Origin of the sequence: Alkalibacillus sp. S2W (genome assembly GCF_046764385.1) — a bacterium.
GTDB classification, from domain to species: domain Bacteria; phylum Bacillota; class Bacilli; order Bacillales; family Alkalibacillaceae; genus Alkalibacillus; species Alkalibacillus almallahensis.
Window position 1 is genome coordinate 880,081 of sequence record NZ_CP177234.1, and the last position, 14,497, is coordinate 894,577.

Annotated in this window: 10 protein-coding genes; 7 read left to right on the forward strand and 3 right to left on the reverse strand. The window is 43.7% G+C overall.

The genetic code is table 11. The features are described 5' to 3' along the window. Positions 1-312 precede the first annotated feature (312 nt). On the reverse strand, positions 313-702 hold the full coding sequence (locus ACKXGF_RS04770) for a hypothetical protein (protein WP_167263069.1): 390 nt from the start codon (positions 700-702) through the stop codon (positions 313-315). 153 nt (positions 703-855) lie between these two features. Between ACKXGF_RS04770 and ACKXGF_RS04775 the strand changes: the two genes are divergently transcribed. Genes ACKXGF_RS04775 through addA form a run of 3 tightly spaced genes read left to right on the forward strand, consistent with a single transcriptional unit; the run spans position 856 to position 8,772 of the window. After that, on the forward strand, positions 856-1,503 hold the full coding sequence (locus tag ACKXGF_RS04775; RefSeq protein WP_411955081.1) for a TVP38/TMEM64 family protein: 648 nt from the start codon (positions 856-858) through the stop codon (positions 1,501-1,503). A 15-nt stretch (positions 1,504-1,518) separates the two neighbouring features. Continuing rightward, on the forward strand, positions 1,519-5,013 hold the full coding sequence (addB, locus tag ACKXGF_RS04780) for a helicase-exonuclease AddAB subunit AddB (protein ID WP_411955082.1): 3,495 nt from the start codon (positions 1,519-1,521) through the stop codon (positions 5,011-5,013). Continuing rightward, on the forward strand, positions 5,014-8,772 hold the full coding sequence (gene addA, locus ACKXGF_RS04785) for a helicase-exonuclease AddAB subunit AddA (RefSeq protein WP_411955083.1): 3,759 nt from the start codon (positions 5,014-5,016) through the stop codon (positions 8,770-8,772). It begins immediately after the preceding gene. A gap of 59 nt (positions 8,773-8,831) precedes the next feature. Here addA and ACKXGF_RS04790 read toward each other — a convergent pair whose 3' ends face one another. Further along, positions 8,832-9,032 (reverse strand): hypothetical protein, encoded by a 201-nt coding sequence (locus ACKXGF_RS04790; protein WP_167263077.1) that lies wholly within the window; start codon positions 9,030-9,032, stop codon positions 8,832-8,834. Positions 9,033-9,174: 142 nt separating this feature from the next. On the opposite strand from ACKXGF_RS04790, the gene ACKXGF_RS04795 reads away from it, so the two are divergent. The 4 genes from ACKXGF_RS04795 to ACKXGF_RS04810 all read left to right on the forward strand — a co-directional run bounded on the left by ACKXGF_RS04795 (position 9,175) and on the right by ACKXGF_RS04810 (position 13,042). Further along, a complete protein-coding gene (locus ACKXGF_RS04795) occupies positions 9,175-11,046 on the forward strand; it encodes a heavy metal translocating P-type ATPase (protein ID WP_411955084.1) in 1,872 nt (623 codons plus the stop codon). Positions 11,047-11,279: 233 nt separating this feature from the next. After that, positions 11,280-12,431: a DUF418 domain-containing protein gene (locus tag ACKXGF_RS04800; protein WP_411955085.1), complete on the forward strand. Its 1,152-nt coding sequence runs from the start codon at positions 11,280-11,282 to the stop codon at positions 12,429-12,431. A gap of 73 nt (positions 12,432-12,504) precedes the next feature. Then, on the forward strand, positions 12,505-12,783 hold the full coding sequence (locus ACKXGF_RS04805; protein WP_411955086.1) for a hypothetical protein: 279 nt from the start codon (positions 12,505-12,507) through the stop codon (positions 12,781-12,783). A gap of 13 nt (positions 12,784-12,796) precedes the next feature. After that, positions 12,797-13,042, forward strand: a complete 246-nt coding sequence (locus ACKXGF_RS04810; protein WP_411955087.1) for a hypothetical protein — start codon at positions 12,797-12,799, stop codon at positions 13,040-13,042. Between the two features lie 287 nt (positions 13,043-13,329). Here the strand turns inward: ACKXGF_RS04810 and ACKXGF_RS04815 are convergent, their stop codons facing one another. After that, positions 13,330-14,334: an ABC transporter substrate-binding protein gene (locus tag ACKXGF_RS04815; RefSeq protein WP_411955088.1), complete on the reverse strand. Its 1,005-nt coding sequence runs from the start codon at positions 14,332-14,334 to the stop codon at positions 13,330-13,332. Positions 14,335-14,497: the final 163 nt, after the last annotated feature.

Here is a 14,497-nt window from a genome sequence, read left to right on the forward strand (position 1 = left end):
AATTGGTTAATTAACTCGATCGTAACAGAAGCTAACTCGATGGAAAAGACTCAAAACTCGATGGTAATGGTTGAGAGGTCGATGGAAAACCTCCTCCAATCGATGGTATTTGATGTGGAGTCGATGGAAAACGTCTGCAGGCCGATGGTAAAGGCGCGGAGCTCGATGATAAATCGCGATCTGAAGTTTACGGGATGACCGTTTCACGAAAGGTTATTTTTTAACAAGTAAATGCCTATAAATTAAAGAAAAGTCGTTCAGTTAAGGATGCATCAGGTGCTGCAAGTTTAACTGAATGACTTTTTAATAGCTTTAAGCAAAATCCGGCGCGGGTTTGGTGACGCTTGTTGTGATGTCGTACATGAGTTCATTTAGGATGTTTTCGACTTTTTTGCGGACGGCGGGGTTGAAGTAGCGCCGTTCTTCTTCGTAACCGCGGGCTAGGAATAAATAGGTCGAAAAGGTATCATTTTTCTCGATGAAGACGACATCGATTTTTTTCTGGTCCATGGTTTTGCGGAGTTCGCGTCGTTCGGTGCGGGCTTGGTGGATCATGCGCCGCAGTAGTTCTAAATAAGGTTCTTTGATTTTATATGGGCCGTTTTCAACGGAGCGAATATCTTGTTCTAAGACGACGATGGTCATGGATAAGAATAAATAACGTGATGCCATGCGTCCTTCTTCTTCATTTAAATAAGGCATGTCGATCCCTCCGGTTGCATTTATCGAACGTTTGTTCTATTATATGAAATAACCTTATAAAAATCAAACCCTTAATGACAAATTGGTAAAAAAGTAGGCAAACGGTTAATTTTTTTATAAAATGAAGGGAGAGATTTAGAAGGAGTTAATGCTATGAATGATGATGCAACGAACCTCGATGAACTAAAGGATTTAATATCAGATAATGTTATTGGTGGATTTATAATTCGTTTGCTTGAATTCTACGGTAGTTTTGGCCCGCTTCCAGGCATATTATTACCGTTTATTGAAGCGTTTTTACCGATTTTGCCGAATTTAGTATTTATTTTGGCGAATTCGCTCGTGTACGGGCTTGTGTTTGGGTTTTTGTATTCCTGGATTGGCGCGTCTGTTGGGGCGATTGTCGTGTTTATACTGATCCGAAAGAGTGAGCGGTTTAATTGGGTGCGACGAATTAAATACCAGCGCCATATTCAGCGGATCACGAATTTTTTCGACCAACGCGGATTTGGACCGATGTTCTTGTTGTTATGTTTCCCATTTTCACCGTCAGCATTAATTAATGTGGTGGCGGCGTTTACGAGAATGTCGCTACAGTCGTTTATTTTAACGGTTGGACTAGCGAAAGCAGTGATGATTTTTTCAGTGTCGTATGTTGGTGATAGCCTGGCGTCGTTTGCGACTGAGCCGATTAAAACAGTTGTCGTAGGTATTGTTGTTGGGCTGTTTTGGTTGATTGGGAAGTTTATAGAAAAACGAATCACGTCGAAAGCGGACCGTGATGATGGTGAGACGAATTAAAAGGGGGAGACGCGTGTGGCCTTACAATTTATCTTAGGACGAGCCGGTGCTGACATCGGCTCGTATTGTTTAGAGGAAATCGAGCAGGCCCTGCAGTATGATCCCGCGGGAGATCCGATTTTGTATATCGTGCCGGATCAGATGGCGTTTCAGCAGGAGTATGGGTTGTTAAGTGAGAGTGATTTGCCTGGGTCGATGCGAGCGCAAGTGTTTAGTTTCTCGCGACTAGCTTGGTATGTGTTTCAAGCGGTCGGTGGTGGTACGAAGCCGTTTGTGACGTCGACCGGGATTCAAATGTTGCTTCGAAAAATTGCGGAGGAGCATGAACAGTCGCTCGAAGCGTTTCAAAAGGCGATGGATAAGCAAGGGTTCATCGATCAACTCGAGGCGATGATTACGGAATTGAAGCGGTATCGGGTGACGCCGGAGTCGCTGAGTCGAATGGTCGAGGAATTGAATCAGAGTGCGCATTTGACGCCGAGTGAAGCGGCGCTTAAACGCAAGCTGGATGATTTGTTGTTGATTTATGACAAACTCGATCAACAGTTGTCGGGGCATTACGTTGATAGTGAAGATCAGCTGGAGATTATGGTTGAGAAAATCGCGACGACGAATGTGTTACGTGATGCGACGATTTATATTGATGGGTTTCACCGGTTCACGCCACAAGAGTGTTATGTGATTGAAGCGCTCATGCGTCATGCGAAAGATGTGAAAATCGCGCTTACATACGATGGACGTGGGCAAGGTTTAGGTGAACTGGATTTATTTTATCAGACGAAGACGACGTATGAGACGTTGACGGAGATTGCTGAGCAGGCGGAAATCCCGATACGTGAGCCTATGATGCTTTATCCTGATGAGCGTCGGTTTCAAAATAATCCAGCGATGAATCATTTGGAGCGTCATTTTACGGATCAGCCAGCACCTGTTTATGAAGGGGAAGCCCCAATTCAAATTGCTGAAGCGGTGCACCCACGTGCGGAAGTTGAAGGTGTGGCGCAAGAGATTGTGCGGTTGACGCGTGAAGAAGGTTATCGTTATCGCGATTTGGCGTTGTTAATCCGTGATGACGGGACGTATCATGATTTGATCGAAACAATTTTCCAAGATTATGGCGTGCCGGTCTTTTTAGATGAGAAGAAAACGATGCTCAATCACCCGTTTATTGAGTTGATTCGAACAGGGCTTGAAGTGATCGATCGTGATTTGCGTTATGATGCGATCTTTCGGTTGCTTAAAACTGGATTCATTCAGGCAACGGATGAGGCGTATCCCCTAACGCAAGATGCGATTGATTCGCTTGAAAATTATGTGCTGGAATATGGTGTTCGGACGCGTGATGCATGGCTTTCGGACCGTGATTGGCGTTATCAGCGGATTTTCGGTTTAGACCAGCGTTCCCAGACGGATGAAGAACGTGAAATCGAACGGCAAATGAATGCGTATCGCAAGCAAGTGGTCGATGCGCTTAAGGATTTTGACCGTGATGTGCGCGAGGCAGAGACGGTTGGTGCAACGTTAGAAGCGGTCTATACGTGGCTTGAACGAATTGGTGCGCCTGAACGATTAGAAGCGTTGCGTGATGGATTTGACGATGACGGTGATGTGGAAACCGCACGCGAGCAAGAGCAGGCGTGGCAAGCAGTCATGCAGTTGTTTGATGAAATGGCGGACATGCTTGGTGATGAAGAGATGTCGTTACCGTTATTCCGAGATGTGTTGGATGCGGGGCTTGAGACGCTAGAGTTTTCCCATGTGCCGCCAACGATTGACCATGTCATTGTTGGTAATGTCGAGCGCTCAAGGATTGCGAATGTGAAGGTCAGCTTTTTACTTGGGGTAAATGATGGCGTTTATCCGATGAAGCCGCCGCAAGAAGGGCTCGTCTCGGATGATGAGCGGGCGTGGTTAGAAGAGCGTGGTCTGTTGCTGGCTGACCCAGCTGAACGTGTGCTGTTAGATGATCGTTTTTATATGTATCTGGCGTTTACACTTGCGAGTGACCGAGTTCATGTGAGTTATGCGCTCAGTGACGAAGAAGGAAAACAGAAGATGCCAGCTGCAGTTGTGAAGCAGTTGAAAACGATGTATCCGCAGGCGCGTGAGACGTTGTGGCTTGATGATGAAGATCATGAGGATCCTTTAAGGTTCGTGACAAATCCAGAGAAGACACGATCGATTTTAACAGCTGAGCTTTCGAAGTATTTACGCGGTTATCCGATTGATCGCGTCTATTGGGATGCGCTTCATTGGTTTATGGCACATGAGTCGTCTGATGGAACTGCACGGCAAATTTTAAGCGGATTATTTTATCGGAATGAACCAGAGTCATTAGGTAGTGATACGGCGAGCGCGATGTTTGATCAGACGATGAAGTCGAGTGTGTCACGGCTTGAGACGTATCATCAGTGTGCATATCATTATTATGCCAAATATACGCTCGGACTGGAAGAAAGGCCGCTTTATCAGCTCGAAGCACCTGATATTGGGCAGTTGTTCCACGAATCGCTCCGGTATATTACGGAGTGGGTGTTCGCGGAAGGGCGAGCGTTTTTCGATTTAACGAATGACGATATTATTCAGTATGCGCGCCGAGCGGTTGAGAAGTTAGCGCCGCTATTGCAGCATCAGATTTTGTTCAGTTCGAATCGCTATCAGTATATTTTGCGCAAGTTAGAACATGTCATTATTCGGGCGACGACGGTCTTAGCACGGCAAGCGAAGCAGTCGGGTTTTCAGCCGGCAGGAATTGAGCTTGGTTTCGGTCGAAAAGAAAAGCTGCCACCGCTTCAGCTCGATTTAATGAATGGTTATCAACTGGAGTTAAATGGCCGGGTAGACCGGGTTGATCAAGCAGAAATTAATAATCAGCTGTATTTGCGTGTGATTGATTATAAATCGAGTGCGAAAGATTTGAAGCTCGTTGATGTGTATTATGGTTTGGCACTGCAGATGTTAACGTATTTGGATGTCGTGCTGACCTATTCAGATCGTTGGTTGAATCAGCAAGCGGAGCCAGCAGGTGTCCTGTATTTCCACGTGCATAATCCGACGTTGAATGATGGTGACTTGAAGGCGTTTGATGATGACGCGGTGGAAGATGCGTTGTTGAAAGAATATAAAATGAACGGTTGGTTGTTAGGAGATGAACAGGTAGCCGGAGCGATGGATCGTTCGCTTGAGACGGGGACGTCAAAAATTGCCCCGTTCGGTGTGAAGAAAGACGGCTCATTTAATGCGAGTTCGAAAACGGTGGATGAGTCGTTGTTTCGCTATATGAATCAATATGTGCGCGGGTTAATGCAACAGGCGGGTAGTCAGATTGTGCACGGTGATGTGTCACTTAATCCAGTGCAGACGAAGGATTATACGGCGTGTACGTTTTGTCCGTATCGATCGGTCTGTCAATTCGACCCGACGCTTGAAGAGAATGATTTTGTCCGGATTAAAGATGAGAAAGATGATGCGATTCTACAACGTATGATGGCGCGAGAGGAGGATGCTTAAATGGGGTGGACAGAGGAACAGTCGTTAGCGATTCATGAAGACGGGCGTGATATTCTCGTGTCGGCTGCGGCCGGTTCAGGTAAGACAGCGGTACTAGTCGAGCGGATTATTCAAAAGATGGTGCGCGACGAAGATCCGTACAATATTGATGAGATGTTAGTCGCGACGTTTACGAATGCCGCAGCACAAGAGATGAAGACGCGTGTTGGACAGGCGCTTGAGCAGGCCTTAGAAAAGCATCCGAACTCGCATCATTTGAAGAAACAGATTGCGCTGTTGCAGCGGGCTAATATCTCGACGTTGCACGCGTTTTGTATGGATGTGACGCGTAAATATAGTTATGAGCTTGATTTGGACCCGAGTTTTCGGATTTTGGACCAAATTGAAGCCGATATGTTAAAGCAAGATGTCCTGCAAGATGTGTTCGAGCGTTGGTACGGTCAAGAAGGCGAGGCGCAAGAGGCGTTTTTCCGTTTTGTCGATCATTTTTCGGGTGACCGGAATGATGAAGCGGTCGAATCGCTCGTGTTGCATGTGCATGAATTTGCCTTGCAAAATCCGAAGCCGTTTGCATGGCTAGAATCGCTTGTTGGCGCGGTCGATGTGAGTGAGGAGACGACGCTTGATGAGTTGAAGTGGATGCCGTATGCGCGGTTTGATAGTCGTGAAGCGCTTGAAGCAGCCGTGTTTGATATTAAGCAGGCGATGGATGTCGCGCAAGATGTAAACGGCCCGGAGCATTATCTGGAGACGCTTGAGAGCGATTTGGAACAAGTCAATGCGATGTTAGAATACGTGGATGCGCCTTGGGAGGTATTGCGGAATGTCGTCTTAGAGCGGCAGAAGTTTCAGACGTTATCACGGAAGAAATTTGAGTGTGATGAAGATTTAAAAGAACGCGTGAAGGATATTCGTAAGCGGTATAAAGAGAAAGTGTCGGCGATGATTAGTCGTTGGTTTGAACGGAAGCCAGAATCATTGATCAATGATTTACGTCAGTTTAAGCCTCATCTAGAGCAATTAGTTGAGCTAGTGAAAGACTTTCATGCTTCACTTGATGCAGAGAAGAGAACGCAGGCTGTGCTTGAGTTTTCCGATTTAGAGCATTATTGTTTAGAGGTGTTGATGGCTGATGGTTCGACGATGGATGCGCTTGAACCGTCAGATGTCGCGAAGCAGTATCAAGCGCAATACCGTGAAGTATTGATCGATGAGTATCAAGATACGAACCAAGTGCAAGAGACGATTTTACAGTTGTTAACGGGTGCTGAGTCGAATCATTTATTCATGGTTGGCGATGTGAAGCAAAGTATTTATGGTTTCCGTCATGCGGAGCCGACGTTGTTCATGGAGAAATACCGCGCGTTTCAGGCGAATGATGGTGATGAATTGCGTATTGATTTGGCGCAAAACTTCCGGAGTCGGCATGAAGTGTTAGCGGGGACGAATTTTATTTTCCGGCAATTGTTAGATCCGCAAGTCGGGGAGATGGATTATGAGCCGGAAGCGGAGCTAATTTATAGTAATCGCGTGTATGAGAAGCTCACGGACACGGATGTCGATACGGAGTTGCATGTGTTGTCGCGTGAAGCGGATGATGAGACGGACCCGGATGACGAGTGGCAGTATTTGGACAAAGCGCAGATCGAAGCGCGGGCGTATGCGAAGAAAATTCAGTCGTGGCTTGGCACAGACGGTAGTGAGCCGATGCACGTGATCGATAAAGAAACGGAGAAACCGCGTCCTGTTCGGTATTCGGATATTGTTATTTTGATGCGGTCTAAGGCGTGGTTCGGGACCGTGGTTGAGGAGTTAAAACAGCTTGGGATTCCGGTTTATGCCGATTTGTCGTCGGGGTATTTGGAAGCGATTGAAGTGCAAGTGATGCTTAATGTGCTTAAGGCGATTGACAATCCGAAGCAAGATATTCCGCTTGCGAGTGTTTTGAAGTCGCCGATTGTTGGGTTGAATGAGGATGAACTGGCACAAATTCGGTTGCACGGCCGTAAAGTGAGTTTTTATGAAGCGGTGAAGCAGTACATGAGAGCGGGCGAGAATCGTGATTTAGTGAAGCGATTGGAACGCTTTTTTGGACTGTTTGAGGCTTGGCGCGAGGAAGCGACTTATGGTGCCTTGTCGCAACTGATTTGGCGTGTGTACCGTGAGACGGGTTATTATGAATTTGTCGGGGGCACACCAGGAGGCAAGCAACGACAGGCGAATTTACGCGCGTTATACGACCGGGCGCGTAGTTATGAGAAATCGGCTTATCGCGGGTTGTTCCGTTTCTTGCGTTTTATTGAAAAGATGGAAGAGCGCGGCGAAGATTTAGGCGCAGCGCGTGCGTTAGGTGAGCAGGAAGATGTCGTTCGCCTCATGTCGATTCATACGAGTAAAGGTTTAGAGTTTCCGGTTGTCATTTTAGGCGCGGCCGATAAGCAATTTAATACGCAAGATTATAAGAAACGCTATTTATTGCATAAAGATTTAGGTTTGGGTGCAAAATATTTAGATTTGGATCAGCGTATTATGTATAAGACGTTTCCGTTTGAAGCGATGTCCGTGGCGATGAAGCGCGAGATGTTGGCTGAAGAGATGCGGATTTTGTATGTGGCGTTGACGCGTGCGAAAGAAAAGTTGGTCGTCGTTGGCACGGTTGGCGACGTGTCGAAACGGTTTGAGAAATGGCGTGAAGTGAGTGAGCATCCGAACTGGGTGTTGCCTGCGCATATGCGAGCGGATCAGGCGAATTATATGAACTGGGTCGGCATGGCGCTCGTTCGTCATGAAAAGGCTGATGAATTGCGTGAGGGTCCAGTGTCTAATCGCGTGCCTGAGGTGATTCAGGCAGATGATTCGTCGTGGCGAGTCGTGGTTGAGCATGCATCGGCTTATGAAGATCCTGAATGGGTGACGGTTGAACGGAATGATGCGCTTGAGCGTGCGATTACCGATTGGGACCGTGATGCGATTGAGACACCGTCCGAGTCATATGCGGAAGTGGACCGACGTCTTCAGTATGCTTATCCTTATGCAGGAAGTGTGTCACGCCGGGCGAAGCAGACTGTGACGGAGTTGAAGCGAATCAGACAAGAAGCAGATGCTTATAGTGCGACAGATTTCATCAGGAGTCGTGGTGCTGGTGCTGGAAACGGAAGTGGGGCATCATCGCTAGAAAGGCCACGATTTATGAAAGAAGATGTGACAACGCTTACGAAAGCTGAAATTGGTAGTGCGATGCATACGGTGATGCAGCATTTACCGTTTGAATCAGCTTGGGATGAAGTGTCATTAGAGGAGTTCGTGTCAGGGCTAGTATTTCGTGATATTTTAACCGAAGAAGAAGCTGAGGCCATTGATTATGATGCGATTTTACAGCTAATGGCGACTGAGATAGGCAAGTCGTTACAGCAGTCGGCAGATATTCGGCGTGAATTACCGTTTACGATGGAGTTGTCAGCTCAGGAAGTTTATCCAGAGTGGGATGACCCGACTGATGAAAGCGTGTTGATCCAAGGTGTGATCGACTGCTTGTTTGAAGTTGACGGGCAGTGGTACTTATTAGATTATAAAACCGATACAGTGAATGGTCAGGTAGATGAAAAAGTTCGCGAACAGTTAGCCAGTCGCTACGCCGTACAAGTCGACTTATACCGACGAGCGGTCGAGTCGATTTGGCAGATTGAACTTGCTGGCGTGTATTTATACTTCTTTGACCAAGCATTTGTTGTGGATATGACCGAAAGAGAGCACTTCTGATAGTCAGAAGTGCTCTTTTTATGATGGTGTGGTGCGATCCTTAACATGATGATCAGGTTCTATTTCTGATTGGATTTCGGAGTGAGGGCGTTGATAATGCCAAGCAGTAGGCCAATCACAATCATGCCATATGTAATAAATGGAGCGATACTCGTTTCATATAGTGTAGGAATCCACGGTTGATCACCGAAATAATTGATCGCAAGGCCATGTAAGATGCCACCTACAATTAGTGAAAATTCGATTAAATTAGGTTTCAAAACGATCATCCTTTAATATGATTTAGTTAGAGTATATCGTGACTTGATTGAAGTGACAAATTAATTGGAATAGGAAATAATCTGTGGTACTATTATTTATAATAATTATAAATTGATATAAATTTTAAATAGAGGTGAGGAGATGGCACAAAAGTTACGACAACATCGTGAAATGATCATGGCTTTACTTGGTGGTGTGTTGCTTGTTATCGCGTTTTTATCAGAATCTTGGGGAAATCCTGCATTGACGGTGGTGCTTTATTTATTAACATTTGCAGTCGGTGGCTATTATAAAGCGAAAGAAGGTATTTTGGATTTAATCTATGATAAATCATTGAATGTAGAAATTTTAATGATTATTGCAGCACTTGGGGCAGCATCGATTGGCCATTGGCATGAAGGTGCGATTTTAATTTTCATCTTTTCCGTTAGTGGTGCGATGGAAACATATGCGAATCAAAAGAGTGAGCGTGACTTGTCATCATTGGTGGAAATGGCACCAGATAAAGCTAATCGATTGAATAATGATGATTCCGTAACCGTTGTTGCCTTAGAGGAGTTAAATGTAGGTGATCGTGTGCTCGTTAAAGATGGTGAACGAGTGCCGGTGGATGGCGTGATTCTAAGTGGTCAAACAACAATAGATGAGTCGCCCATTACGGGAGAATCAATGCCTGTTGATAAAGCTTCAGGGGATGATGTTTTTAATGGCACAATGAACGGAACAGGATCTGTTGTGGTTGAGATGACGAAGCCGAATGAGGATTCGCTTTTTCAGAAGATGATTCGACTTGTGGAAGAAGCGAAGGAAAATCGACCGCCGACGCAACAATTAATTGAAAAGATAGAAGGTCCTTACGTTGTGTCGGTGCTCGTGGTTGTTGGCTTGATGTTGCTGTCACCGTTTGTATTTGGTTTTAATTTTGAAGATGTATTTTATCGTGCGATGGTGTTACTTGTCGTTGCTTCACCGTGTGCTGTTGTCGCATCGATTATGCCATCATTATTGTCAGCGGTGAGTACGGGGGCGCGTAAAGGTGTCCTGACAAAAGGTGGCGTCTACCTTGAACAATTGTCGAAAATGGCCGTTGTCGCATTGGATAAAACAGGGACGATAACGAAAGGCGAACCCGTTGTAACGGATTTTATGACAGCCGAAGAGTTTGATGATCATGATGTGTTAAGCCATATCGTCGCAATTGAAAATCAATCGAGTCATCCACTGGCTGAAGCCATCGTACGCTATGGTGATACTTATAATGTCCATGCCGATTTGGAAGTTGCTTATACTGAAAGCATCGCGGGTCATGGGATTCAAGCAGGCGTGGCTGATGAGACTTGGTATGTCGGAAATGAAGCACTAATTGATAGATTAGGATTAGTAAAAGATGATTTTCTAAACATGAAAAAGACATTACAACAGGAAGGTAAGACGGTTATGTTTATCGCCAATAAGAAGGCGATAGCAGGAATGATTGCGGTGAAAGATGAGATTAGACCAGAAGCTAAGCAATTAATTGAAACCCTGAATGAACGTGGTGTTAAAACGGTTATGATTACAGGTGATAACGACCAAACAGCACAGGCAATTAGTAAGGAAGCGGGGATTCATGAGTGGATTAGTGAATGTTTGCCCGAACAAAAAGTACATGAAGTTGAACGGTTGCGAGAAACATATGGCTCCATTGCGATGGTTGGCGACGGTGTAAACGATGCACCAGCGATGGCAAAAGCTGACGTCGGCATTGCGATGGGTTCTGGAACAGATGTCGCAATTGAAACATCGGATATTGTTTTAATGAATAATCAACTGAAAAATATTTCGATGACCTTTAACTTGTCGACACGCTTGAATCGTATTGTGAAACAAAATCTTATATTCTCTGTTGCGGTGATTTTACTACTGATTGTCGCAAACTTTTCGCAGGGGCTGACCTTACCATATGGGGTCGTGGCACATGAAGGCAGCACGATTCTCGTTATTTTAAATGGTCTGCGTTTATTAAAAGAATAAAAGATTAAAGATTCGATAATAGGGGACGTTTGATTTCAGATTTTCCATCGCCTTGTAGAGGGATTCCATCGAGTTATGGGTGTTTACCATCGACTCGATGTACTTTTCCATCGGCGTTTAATTAATATCATCGACTTCAGATCGTTTTCCATCAAGTTATGCTAATTTACCATCATTTAGTCAGTTATTGGTAATGTCGTGTTATAATGAACTCAAAAAAAGGAGCGGAAGTTATGGAAGCGACGGGGAAGCGTATTCAGGCGATTGATGCGATTCGAGGGTTCGCATTATTTGGGATTTTAATGGTCAATGTGCTGTCATTTAACTCACCACATTTTTTGTATGGGGGAATTGATCGGTTTTATGATGGTGCAGGTAGTGGTTGGATTTTGGTAATCATCGATATGTTGTTCCAAGCGAGTTTTTACCCATTATTTGCGTTGTTGTTCGGCCTTGGTCTTGCGTTGATGGCGAGGCGTCTTGAAGAGCGACAACCTGATCAGACGAAAAAGGTGCTTACAAGGCGAATGTTAGCTCTCGGATTATTTGGTTTATTACATGGACTGCTTATTTGGTATGGCGATATTTTGTTAACGTATAGTATTGTCGGTTTATTAACCATTCCATTAATACATAAGTCCATTCGCACGCTTGTCACGTGGGCTGTCTCGATGCTTGGTAGTATCACCATTTTAATGACGCTTATGAACTATGGAATGCGTGATTATTTAAGTAACTATCGTGATTCTCTTGCTATTCATCAGTCGATGACATTTTATAATGGCGATTACTCAGATATTTTTTCCCGTAATTTAGACGATTGGCTTCTGATGTTTAATCCGATGCAAATCATTATTATGGTGCTTACGATTATGCCGATGTTTTTACTAGGAGTGATCATTGTGAAAGCTGGGTGGATTGATCAGCCACGGGAACATATGAAGGCGATTCGTCAATGGTTGCTCATTTCAGGGTTCATCTTCTTTCTATTTAAGATTGCGCCACATTTTATGGGGAACCCAGAATGGTTTGATTTTACGAAACAAAGTATAGGCGGATCTTTCTCGAGTTTCTTTTACTTTTTAGTTGGGATTGTAATCTTGCCTAAGTTAACAGTGACCTGGCTTGCGGCTGTTGGCAAATTATCGTTGACGAATTATTTAATGCAGTCGATTATAGCCTTCTTATTCTTTTACGGTGTTGGACTTGGCTTTTATGGTGACTTATCACTATGGCATTTGGTCGTGTATGTACTGATTGTTTATAGTGTACAAATCTTGTTTAGTGTATGGTACGTGAAGCGGTATCGGTTTGGACCTTTTGAATGGATATACCGTTCATTAACTTATGGTAAAGCACAATCTATGAAACAATCTTCTTCATAAGTTTTTCATGGTATTTTTAGTGAAAATTCGTTACAATATATGACGGAAAGATTGAAAAGAGTAGAGGTGCTTTATGGCTGAAGTCAAGGGAAATGAAATGCTATCACGATTGTTTACATTATTGATAGGTATTATGATTTTCGTCATGCTTAATAAGAATGGGGAAGTGTTTCACCCGTTAATGATCGGTGAAGTCACGGAATTCTTTATTATATTACTGCTAGTTTGCGGAACTATGTATATGGCGGTATTTATTGGTGATTTAGTGTCGAAAACAAAATATGATAAGATCATTCAAATAGCTGGTAGCATTGTGATTGCTACATATCTTGTTTATCTATTAATGACATAAAGGAGCGAAGTTAATGTCTGAATCAGCTCGAAAACTACTTATTGCAGAAATTATATTCTCATTTGGAACGATGTTATTTATCATTCTATATTTTATCGCTAGTAATGATTGGTATATGACGATTGCGCTACTGACAGGAAGTGTCATGCTTGGTTTAATGTCAGGACGCCGTCTAGTTGAAGGAAGAAAAGGATTTGGTGCACTGATTGCAGCATTAGCTGTGTTTGTGTTCTTTAGTGCAATATTAGATTTTATTTAAAATGGTAGGGGCGCCTGAGTTAGCTAACTCAGGCGTTTTTTAGTTGGGTTGATAGGTTGATTGTTCATATATACGGCGAACTATCTACTTGATACGGCGCTATTATAATGGTATACGGCGGGACGCGCTGTTGATTCGGCTCTTTTTAATTTGATACGGCGTTAGAGTTGTTTCATACGGCGCGATTGCTATTGTTTACGGCGAAAAACAAAACACGACGATAAAAAAAGCATTGAATCGGGGGTCTGATTCAATGCTTTTTCATTATATGTCATGTATTTGAATGCTTAATTTAAAAGATGTTCTTCTAAATCTTCGAGCATCATTTTAGCAGCGCGAACGCCACCTGCTGTGTTCCAAATCGTGTCACTAACTTTATAAGCGTTATCGTTTTGAACGGCTTCTAAGTTATTCCAAAGTGGATCATTAATCCATTCTTCTTCGACAGTCGATGCTTCACCATCACCTGTTTCGTAGGTGAAATAGAAGATCGCATCTCCATCCATTTCATCAATCCGTTCTTTCGTGACGTTTTTCGCTGCGAAGTCATCTTTATCCTGTGATTCAGGTCGCTCTAAGCCAACCTCATCAATGATGATGCCTGAGAATGAATCTTTATGATAGATACGAACGTCTCCAGCCATGAAACGTACAATCGACACTTTGGTGTCTAGTTTATCATTAGCTTTTAAGTCTTCTGATAATTGATCAACTTTCTGGTTGTAATTATCAAGTACTTCTTGACCTTTTTCTGGCATGCCAACCGCTTCAGCAATTAGTTCAAAGTTGACTTTCCAATCACCGCGTAGAGTTTCTTCAAAGACAGTAGGTGCAATTTGACTTAATGACTCATATTGGTCTTCTTGGCGCATTTTATTACCGATAATTAAGTCTGGATCTAACTCGGCAATGCTTTCAAGTGAAATATCATTTTCCATACCTACGACATTAACGCCTTCCATGTCTTCTTCGATATGGTCATACCAAGGGTCGCCTGTCCATGATTGGACTGCTCCAACTGGTGTTATACCTAGTGCCAGTAGTGCTTCTGTACCATGATTGGTTAAAATCACGATATCTTCTGGTTGCCCTTCAATCTTAGTTTCACCCATAGCATGTTCGACAACGTAAGAGTCGCCACTTCCTTCTGAATCACTGTTGCCTTCTGATTCTTCAGATGATTCTTGATCTCCGCCTTCATTTGTCGTTTCTTCTTCAGAATCCCCGCCTCCACAAGCAGCTAAGAAGAGTGTTAATGACACAAAAGCGAACAAAATAAGTAATTTCCTCATGTGATAAACTCCTTTATATGTTGTTTTGATGATAATGATTATCAATTACATCTATTATCATATATGCCTTTACTTAACGTGTCAATAAATAATTGAAAATGACTTTCAATTAAATTGACATTCATTATCAATTAACGTAATATAGGACGTGAAAGAGAAGAGT